Here is an 8510-nt window from a genome sequence, read left to right on the forward strand (position 1 = left end):
GGCCACGAGAGAGAAACAGGAGGTGCTGTGGTGTTGAAGAAGCTCGCCATCGGCCTGCTCGCTCTGGTGCTGGCGGCGCCATTGCTGTCCATGGTGGGGATCGGGCTGCTGATGAACCCCGCCCTCAGCGGGGCCTGCACGGTCTCCGGCGGGAGCATCACCGTCGGCGAGGTCCCCGACGAGCTCGCCGTGCAGACCCGCGACGGCGAACAGTTCACGCTGAACAAGACACAGCTCACCCATGCGGCCACGATCATCGAGACCGGCTCCGGCATCGACGGCGTGAATCGCGACGGGCTCCAGATCGCGCTGATGGCGGCACTGACCGAATCGATGTTGCGTCAGCTCGCCAACACCAGCGCCTACCCGGAGTCCGCGGAGTACCCCAACGACGGCGACGGCTCCGACAACGACTCGCTGGGGCTGTTTCAGATGCGCCCGCAGTCCGGGTGGGGCACCGTCGCCGAGCTGATGGACACCACCTACCAGGCCGAGGCGTTCTTCGGCGGACCCGACGGACCCAACGGCGGCTCGCCGCGCGGACTGTTGGACATCCCCGGCTGGGAGGACATGGGCAAAGGCGAGGCCGCCCAAGCCGTCGAGGTCTCAGCCCATCCGGAGCGGTATGAGAACTACAGCCCGGTCGCCGTCGCGATCCTCGACGCCCTGATCGGCCCGACCACCGGCACTGCCACCGCAGGGACCCCAGACAGCAGCCCGGCGATCGTCCCGGCGCTGGCGGCGGAATCCTCGCGAGTGGTGTTCCCGCTGCCGGAGGGCACCTGGACGGCCACCAGCCCGTTCGGGCCGCGCGTCCACCCGATCACCGGGGAAGAGTCCTTCCACACCGGATCGGACTTCTCCGCCCCCGACGGCACGCCGATCCTCGCGGCCGCAGACGGCACAGTGATGGTGGCGGAGTTCTCCGGCGGGTACGGCGGCCTGGTCGTCATCGAACACACCATCGACGGGGCCACGGTGGCGACCGCGTACGCACACTCCTGGGAGGACGGTATCCACGTGACCGCCGGAGACCAGGTGACCGCGGGGCAGCACATCGCCGATGTCGGCAGCTCGGGGATGTCCACCGGCCCGCATCTGCACTTCGAGGTCCGCGACGGTAGCGCCGACGGGGAGTACATCGACCCCGCCGCCTGGCTGAACGACCAGAATGCCGCTGATCTGCCCGAGGCCGAGACCGAACCTCCCGGTGGCGACTGCGACCCCGAGACCGGCAGTACACCGGGTGGGGAGCCGGACCCGTTCACCGGCGACAATCCGGACGAGCTGGCGGACGACCCGACCACCGATGGACAGATCACCCGCCGCACCCTGCACCTGTATCAGCAGACCTCCGTGGCGTTCCCCGACACGACCTGGGCCTGCTACTCACCCCGCCCCGGCTCGGTCTCGGAACATCCACTCGGGCGGGCCTGCGACATCGCCTTCGGCAACGCGATTGGCCAGCGGCCCACCCCGGCTCAGCGTGAGCAGGGGTGGGAGGTCACGAACTGGCTGAAGACCCACGCCGAAGTCCTCGGGGTGGAGTACCTCATCTGGGACGGGAAGATCTGGTCGCTCGCCCGTGACGACGAGGGGTGGCGTGACTACAACGGCGGCGGCATGCACGACCCCGGCTCCATCACCGGAGGACATTTCGATCACTCTCATGTGACCGTCGCCAATTCGGTCGGGGGCGCGTGATGGAAGTGTTCCCGGATTTCGAGGGCCTGGGCGGGATCGGTGACCTAGAGAGCGTGATCGGCGCGCTGTTGATGTTCGTGCTGGTGATCGCCGTGCTGATGCTCATCGTCTCCGGCATCATCTGGGCGATCGCGTCCTCGACGGGCAACTACCACGCGGCAGGCAAGGCCCGCACCGGGGTGCTCGTCGCCCTCGGTGCGGCGATCCTCGCAGGCTCCGGGGTGGCCTGGATGAACTGGCTCATCGGCATCGGCCAACAACTCTGACCCCATCGCACCCTCTTTCTGCGCCCGTCCTGGCTGTTCACCCCGGGGCGGGCGCTTTCTCGTGCGCTGGCGGGTGGTGGTGCACCTGGTGGCAGAACCGTATCCATTCTCGTCCAGAGGAGTTCCGCCGTGATCGACATCGACCCCAACAGCTCCGGCCTTCCGGGCATCGAGCAGCTCCGCGACATCGTCGGTGCCGTGATGACCGTGGGCCTCATCCTGTCCGTGCTCGCCCTGATCGTCTCCGCGATCGTGTGGGGTTTCGGCTCCAACAGCTCCAACCCGCACCTCTCCGGCCGCGGCAAGATCGGCGTCCTCATCTCCTGCGGGGCCGCGGTGATCTGCGGCGCCAGCGTCACCTTGATCAATTTCTTCTGGGACGTCGGCCAGGCCGTCTGACCGCCATCCATCCCGTGACCCGTGAGGGAGGTGTGTGATGGCGCTGTGCGATCTGCCCGTCATCTCCAACGTCTGCGACTCCGCCGGTGAAGCGGCCGCGTCGCTGATCTCGGCCCCGTTCGACTGGTTCGCCCAAGCCGTCGGCGGCGCCGCCGGCTGGCTGCTGGAAGCGATGTGGGCCGTGTTCGACACCACGACGCTGGTCGATGTCACCCAAGACGGCTACGTGTCCGTCTACAACCTGCTGTTCGGGATCGGCGTGTTCATCGTGCTGATCTTCTTCTGCTTCCAGCTCATCCTCGGCCTGATCCGCCGAGACCCCACCGCCTTGTCCCGTGCCGCCCTCGGTGCCGGCAAAGCGGTACTCGGGTCGTTCGTGGTCATCACCCTGGCCGCGCTCGCGTTGGAGATCACCGACCAGCTCGCCATCGGGATCATCCAGGCCGCCGGCGAGACCACCGAGACGATGGGCGACAAGATCATCCTGCTCGCCGCCGGCCTGACCGGCATCAACGTCACCGCGCCCGGTGTCGGGGCGATCGTCACGATCTTCCTCGGCGGCCTCATGGTCGCCGCCGTCGCGATCGTCTGGTTCAGCCTGTTGATCCGCAAAGCGCTGCTGCTGATCGCGATCGTCCTGGCGCCGCTCGCGTTCGCCGGGGCCGCGTGGGATGCCAGCCGCTCCTGGATCGGGAAATGGGCGGCGTTCGTCCTCGCCCTCATCATCAGCAAGCTCGTGCTGGTCGTCGTGTTCCTGATCGCGATCACGCAGATGGCGACCCCGATCGAGGCCGATCTGACGGCGATCACCGAGCCGATCACCGGCATCGTCATGCTCGCCATCGCCGCGTTCGCCCCGTACATGGTCTACCGCGTCATCGCGTTCCTCGGCTTCGACCTCTACAACACCATGGGCGCCGAGCAAGAGGCCAAGAACGCGATGAACCGCCCCGTCCCCGTCCCGACCAAACCCTCCGGTGACAGCCCGAAGAAAGTCCTCGACGACAACGGAGGCGGCGGCGGGGACGGCAGCGGCGGTGGGAATCCGCCGCCACTCCCTGGCGGCGGAGGTGGCGGAGGTGGTGGGAATCCGCCTCCGCCCCCGCCCGGTGGAGGCGGAGGCGCTGGTGCCGGGGCTGGTGCGGGTGGTGGAGGTGCTGCGGGCGCGGGGGCTGCTGCGGGTCCGGCTGCGGCCGTGGTGATCGGCGCGCAGGTCGCGAAGAGGGCCGCCACCGCCGGCCCGGAGGCCGGCAAGGCCGCAGGCTCGCAGGCCGAGGCCGCCGCCGACGGCGCGAACCAGAACACCGCCAACACCAACAGCAATGGCAGCGGTGGGAGTGGGCCGGCGTCGCAGGCGCCTCCGCATCGCACCCCGCCGCCGAACGCCCCGTCCGGCCCGACGCCCCCGGCCCGCGACGGCGGCACGAAGCCGCCGGCAGACGGGAAGGAGTGAGACCCGTGAGCACGAAGCACAGCACCGAGGACACCGGCCCGGGGACCGAGCTGGTACCGGTGAAGTTCTCCCGGCTGACCCGCCGCGGCATCCTGCTCGGCCTGTCCGCCTCACAGCTCGTGACCCTCGGCATCGGGGTGCTCGCGCTGGTGGGCGCGTTCTACGCCGGCGGCGGGATGCTCATCGCCTACACCGCGCCCGTTTGGGTGCTCTCGGCGGTGCTGACCTGGATGCCCATCGCGGGCCGCCCGGTCGTGGAATGGATACCCGTGGCCGGCTGGTGGCTCTGGCGCACCACCGGCGGGCAACTGCTGTACCGGCGGCGGATCGTCGCACCCCGCCCGGCGGGCACGCTCGCCTTGCCCGGGGACATGGCGCGGCTGCGTGAGCACGTCGACCCTGAGACCGGGGCCGGGATGATCCACGATCCGCACCAGGGCACGCTCACCGTGGTGTGCGAGATCCGGCACCCGGCGTTCGTGCTCCTCGATCCGGCCGAGCAGCACCGCCGGGTCACTTCCTGGGGGCGGGTGCTGGCGACCGTGTGCCGGTCCGGGCGGATCGCGACCCTCCAGGTGCTGGAGCGCACCCTGCCGGACTCCGGCACCGGGCTCGCGGAGTGGTGGGCCGCCCACGGCACCCGGGACGACTCCTGGGCGTCGACCACCTACCAGGAGCTCATCGACCGCGCCGGTCCGGCCGGGGAACGCCACGCCACCACGATCAGTCTCAGCCTGGATATGAAGGGCGCAGCCCGGCAGATCCGGACCGCCGGCGGGGGTCTGCGCGGGGCGGCCGCGGTGCTGCGGCAGGAGATGAGCACGCTGACCGCGGCGCTGCGTGCCGCCGACCTCACCCCGACCGGGTGGCTGAGCCCGGGGCAGTTCGCGGTGATCCTCCGCAGCGCCTATGACCCCTCGGTCGCGGCGACCTTGGAGCGGCACGGGGAGCTTGGCCAGTCGCTGGCGACGGCGGGTCCGGTCGCGGTGACCGAGACCTGGGCGGGGCTGCGCACCGACTCCGCCCACCACGCGGTGCTGTGGATCAGTGAGTGGCCGCGGTCGATGGTGTATCCGGGGTTCCTCGCCCCGCTGGTGCTCTCCTCCGGGATCGGGCGGGCGTTGTCGCTGCTCTATACGCCGCTGCGCACCGACCAGGCCGCCCGCGACATCCGCAAGAAGAAGGTCGAGCACATTTCGGATGCGGCGCAGCGGCGGCGGATCGGGCAGATCGAGGACGCCGCCCAGACCGCCGAGTACGAGGACGTGCTCCAGCAGGAGGCCGACCTGACCGCCGGGCACGGGGTGCTGCGCGTGACCGGGCTGATCGCCGTTTCCGCACCCAGCAGCGAGGAGCTGGATGCGGCGGTCTCGGCGATCGAGCAGGCCGCGATCCAAGCCTCCTGCGAAACCCGCCGCCTGGTTGGGCAGCAAGCGCAGGCCTTCACTGCGGCCGCACTGCCCCTGGCCCGCCACATCTGACTCCGCTGTTCTCTGCGGGGTGGGGGTGCACCGGAGGAGCAACCGATCATCCATCCATCGTCTGGGAGGCTCCTCATGCCCACGTTCTACGATCCCGTCGCCGACGCCGAAGAGGCCTCGCAGGCGCTCCGTGGCCTGGCACATGCCAGCCGCAGCTTCGAGCATCCCGAAGACGCGTACGGGGTGATCGGCGACCTGCTCGCCGGGGTGCGCTCCATGCAGCAGTCCATCGAGCAGATCGCGCAGCGGCATCGCCGTCACGAGGGCCGCGCCTTCGATGACGCCGGTGACCAGGCCGCCGGTATCCGCGATGCCCAGGTGACGGCCGATCAGCTCGCCAGCGCGGCCGCCTCCCTCGATGCGGTCGAGGAACGGCTGAACGCCGCTATGCAGGCCGCCGGACGTATCGCCTGGCACCCCGCATCGACCACCAACGGCGTGGTCGCAGAGGCCGTCCAGTCAGACGCGGCTGGGGACGAGGCGGCGCGGGAGTCGCGGTGGGTCAACATCGTCTTCCTGCAAGGCGATGAGGCCGATGAGGTGCTGCGACTGATCGATCGCGACGGCCCTGACGCCGCGATCGAGCACCTGGCTCACTGGGATTACGGGGACGAGACCACCGCGGCGGCGATGGAGAACGGCTACGTCTACGACACCGTGCCCACCGGGATGCTGGACACCGAGACGGTCTCGGGTGACTACACGCTGACCTCCAACCCGGCGATGGGGCACGTCGGCCTCTACCGTCAGCACTCGATCCCACCCGAAGACAGCCTCGACGCCGCTACCCCCACGCCCGCCCCGGTCATCCCGACCACCCACGGCGCCGATGCGGCACGGTCGGCGCGTGCCTCCGGAAGCAGCGCAGCCCGCGGGCGGAAGGAGACCGGGAAGGTGTCCGAGCGCGGCTCGGCGGCCTCGGCGACGGACGGGTCCTGGTTCACCCATCCCGGTGTCGCGGCCGTCCGCCGTGACCGCGGACTCGGCCGCTGACCCCTGGGGGTCTCTGCATGGTGCCGCCGCCCCGGGGATCGGGCGGCACCACTGCGTGTCCGGGGCGGGGCGGGCGCACCTGAGCGACACCCCTGTTCGCTGCTGCTTCTTGGGAGGCTGCTCATGCCCACGATCTCCTACTATCCCGCCGCTTACGCCGCCGAGGCCGCCCGGAATCTGCGCGCACTCGCCGCATCCGGGAACCTGCCCGCCACCGGCGTGGGAACGTCCCCGGTCATCGCTGAGCTGCGTGATGCGGCGAGGGCGATGCGGCAGGTGCTCGACCAGCTCGCCACCGCACGGGCGGGACACGGCGATCCCGCGGCTCTCGCCGCCGCCGATGACCTCCACCAGGCCGGCACCGCCCTGGATGCGGTCGCCACCGGGCTGACCCGGGCGGCACAGGCCGCAAGGGTGGCCGCGGCCCCAGATCGGTCCGCGATGACGGCGCCGGCGCCTGCCGCGACCGAGGCGGCTGAGCCGACGCGGCACGAGTGGCCGACCCGCCGCTCCCGACGGGACCAAGCCCAGCGATCGACAGCATCCGAGCCGGATCGCTCGTGGTTCGCCCCTCGCACTCTCCGTTCCGGTGCCGATCGCGGGCGGGGGCGGGGACTGTGAGCGAGAAGGAACGCCTGCACACCGCGGTGCTCGTCGCCCCGGCGGCGGAGCGGCGCCGGCTGCGCAAACAGCGCCGCCAGGCTGCGGCCCGGCTGCAGGCCGAACAGCGCCGGCAGGAAGTCGCCGCCGCGAAGGCCAAGGCCGACGCGGAGCGTGCCGAGCGCAAGGCCACTCAGTACCTGCCCGCCGCCGGCGAGCCCGGGCCGGCGGCGCTGCGGTCGCCGGGCAGGTTCCGGCTGCCGCGCCACCAGGACACCTCGGCGACGCTGGCGGCGCAGTACCCGTTCCTCGCCGAAGGCGGCCTCGGCTCCCAAGGCGTGTTCGTCGGCCAAGACCTCTACTCCGGGGCGTCGTTCGTGTACGACCCGTGGGTGCTGTACCAGGCCGGGATCATCACCGCACCGAACGTCGTACTGGCGGGGATCGTCGGCAGCGGCAAGTCGTCGCTGGCGAAGTCGCTGTACACGCGGTCGCTGCCGTTCGGGCGCCGGGTCTACGTGCCCGGTGACCCGAAAGGGGAGCATACGGAGATCGCCCGCGCGGTCGGGGGCCGGGCGATCCAGCTCGGCCACGGCCTCCACACCCGCTTGAACCCGCTCGATGAGGGGTATCGGCCGTGCGGGCTCAGCGACGCCGAATGGGCGAGCACGGTCGCGTCGCGGCGTCGTGACCTGATCGGAGCGCTGACCGAGACGGTGCTGACCCGGCCGATGTCGCCGTTGGAGCACACCGCGATCGACGCGGCGCTGGCGCAGACGGTCCGGGAGAACGAGGTACCGATCCTGCCGATGATCGTCGACCACCTCCTCACCCCGTCAGATGATCCCGACGGCCGGCTCGCCGAGGACGGGCGGATGGTCGGGCACGCGCTGCGCCGCCTCGTCGCCGGTGACCTGTCCGGCCTGTTCGACGGCCCGTCCACCGAAGTGTTCGATCCGACGCTGCCGATGGTGTCGCTGGACCTGTCCCGGGTGACCGAGAACGCCACCCTGGTGTCGGTGCTGATGACCTGCTCGTCGGCATGGATGGAGTCGGCGCTGCTGGACCCCAACGGCGGACAGCGCTGGGTCATCTACGACGAGGCCTGGAGGCTGATGTCGGAGCCGGCGCTGCTGAAACGGATGGATGCGCACTGGCGGCTCGCCCGCGCCTACGGCATCAGCAACATGCTCATCTTCCACAAGCTGACCGACCTGGAGAACGTCGGCGACCAAGGGTCCGCGATGCGCTCGCTCGCGAACAGCCTGCTGGCGAACGCGGAATCGCGGATCATCTACCGGCAAGAATCCGACCAGCTCGGCAGCACCGCCAAGACGCTCGGGCTGACCGGCACCGAACGCGAACTCCTCCCGACGCTCGGCACCGGGCAGGGGCTGTGGCGCATCAAGGACCGCTCCTTCGTCGTCCAGCATCAGCTCCACCCGGACGAGTACGAGCTCTTCGACACCACCGCCCGCATGGGCCGAATTCCCCGCAAGTTCAAGATTTCTGAAGGCGCTTCAGCGTGAAGATGCGGGTTGAGGTATCGCTGGGCGGGGTGTGAGAGTGCATGTTCGTGGAAGATGCACCCTCACACTGCTCGTCGGCGTCGGC

Annotated in this window: 8 protein-coding genes; all 8 read left to right on the top strand. The window is 70.4% G+C overall.

Annotated elements, in window-relative coordinates:
- The first annotated feature begins 30 nt into the window (after positions 1–30).
- The gene (locus J4H92_RS14515; protein WP_208098914.1) at positions 31–1704 is read left to right on the top strand and encodes a VldE C-terminal domain-containing protein; all 1674 of its coding nucleotides are present in this window, start codon (positions 31–33) and stop codon (positions 1702–1704) included.
- A complete protein-coding gene (locus J4H92_RS14520) occupies positions 1704–1970 on the top strand; it encodes a DUF6112 family protein (protein ID WP_127363259.1) in 267 nt (88 codons plus the stop codon). The genes J4H92_RS14515 and J4H92_RS14520 overlap by 1 nt, the downstream gene beginning before the upstream one ends.
- 129 nt (positions 1971–2099) lie before the next feature.
- Positions 2100–2369: a DUF6112 family protein gene (locus tag J4H92_RS14525; protein WP_127363258.1), complete on the top strand. Its 270-nt coding sequence runs from the start codon at positions 2100–2102 to the stop codon at positions 2367–2369.
- A gap of 37 nt (positions 2370–2406) precedes the next feature.
- Positions 2407–3822 (top strand): TrbL/VirB6 family protein, encoded by a 1416-nt coding sequence (locus J4H92_RS14530; RefSeq protein ID WP_208098900.1) that lies wholly within the window; start codon positions 2407–2409, stop codon positions 3820–3822.
- 5 nt (positions 3823–3827) lie between these two features.
- The gene (locus tag J4H92_RS14535) at positions 3828–5303 is read left to right on the top strand and encodes an SCO6880 family protein (protein WP_208098901.1); all 1476 of its coding nucleotides are present in this window, start codon (positions 3828–3830) and stop codon (positions 5301–5303) included.
- A gap of 75 nt (positions 5304–5378) precedes the next feature.
- Positions 5379–6296 (top strand): hypothetical protein, encoded by a 918-nt coding sequence (locus tag J4H92_RS14540; protein WP_208098902.1) that lies wholly within the window; start codon positions 5379–5381, stop codon positions 6294–6296.
- A 123-nt stretch (positions 6297–6419) separates the two neighbouring features.
- Positions 6420–6917: a hypothetical protein gene (locus tag J4H92_RS14545; protein WP_208098903.1), complete on the top strand. Its 498-nt coding sequence runs from the start codon at positions 6420–6422 to the stop codon at positions 6915–6917.
- The gene (locus tag J4H92_RS14550) at positions 6914–8425 is read left to right on the top strand and encodes an ATP-binding protein (RefSeq protein ID WP_208098904.1); all 1512 of its coding nucleotides are present in this window, start codon (positions 6914–6916) and stop codon (positions 8423–8425) included. The genes J4H92_RS14545 and J4H92_RS14550 overlap by 4 nt, the downstream gene beginning before the upstream one ends.
- Positions 8426–8510 lie beyond the last annotated feature (85 nt).

It is taken from the genome of Leucobacter weissii (genome assembly GCF_017565745.1).
Classification (GTDB): Bacteria; Actinomycetota; Actinomycetes; order Actinomycetales; family Microbacteriaceae; genus Leucobacter; species Leucobacter weissii.

Excerpts from the sequence above, each read along its gene's own strand:
- J4H92_RS14540 (WP_208098902.1), top strand. The coding sequence starts at position 5,379 with ATGCCCACGTTCTACGATCCCGTCGCCGACGCCGAAGAGGCCTCGCAG.
- J4H92_RS14520 (WP_127363259.1), top strand. The coding sequence starts at position 1,704 with ATGGAAGTGTTCCCGGATTTCGAGGGCCTGGGCGGGATCGGTGACCTA.
- J4H92_RS14545 (WP_208098903.1), top strand. The coding sequence starts at position 6,420 with ATGCCCACGATCTCCTACTATCCCGCCGCTTACGCCGCCGAGGCCGCC.
- J4H92_RS14530 (WP_208098900.1), top strand. The coding sequence starts at position 2,407 with ATGGCGCTGTGCGATCTGCCCGTCATCTCCAACGTCTGCGACTCCGCC.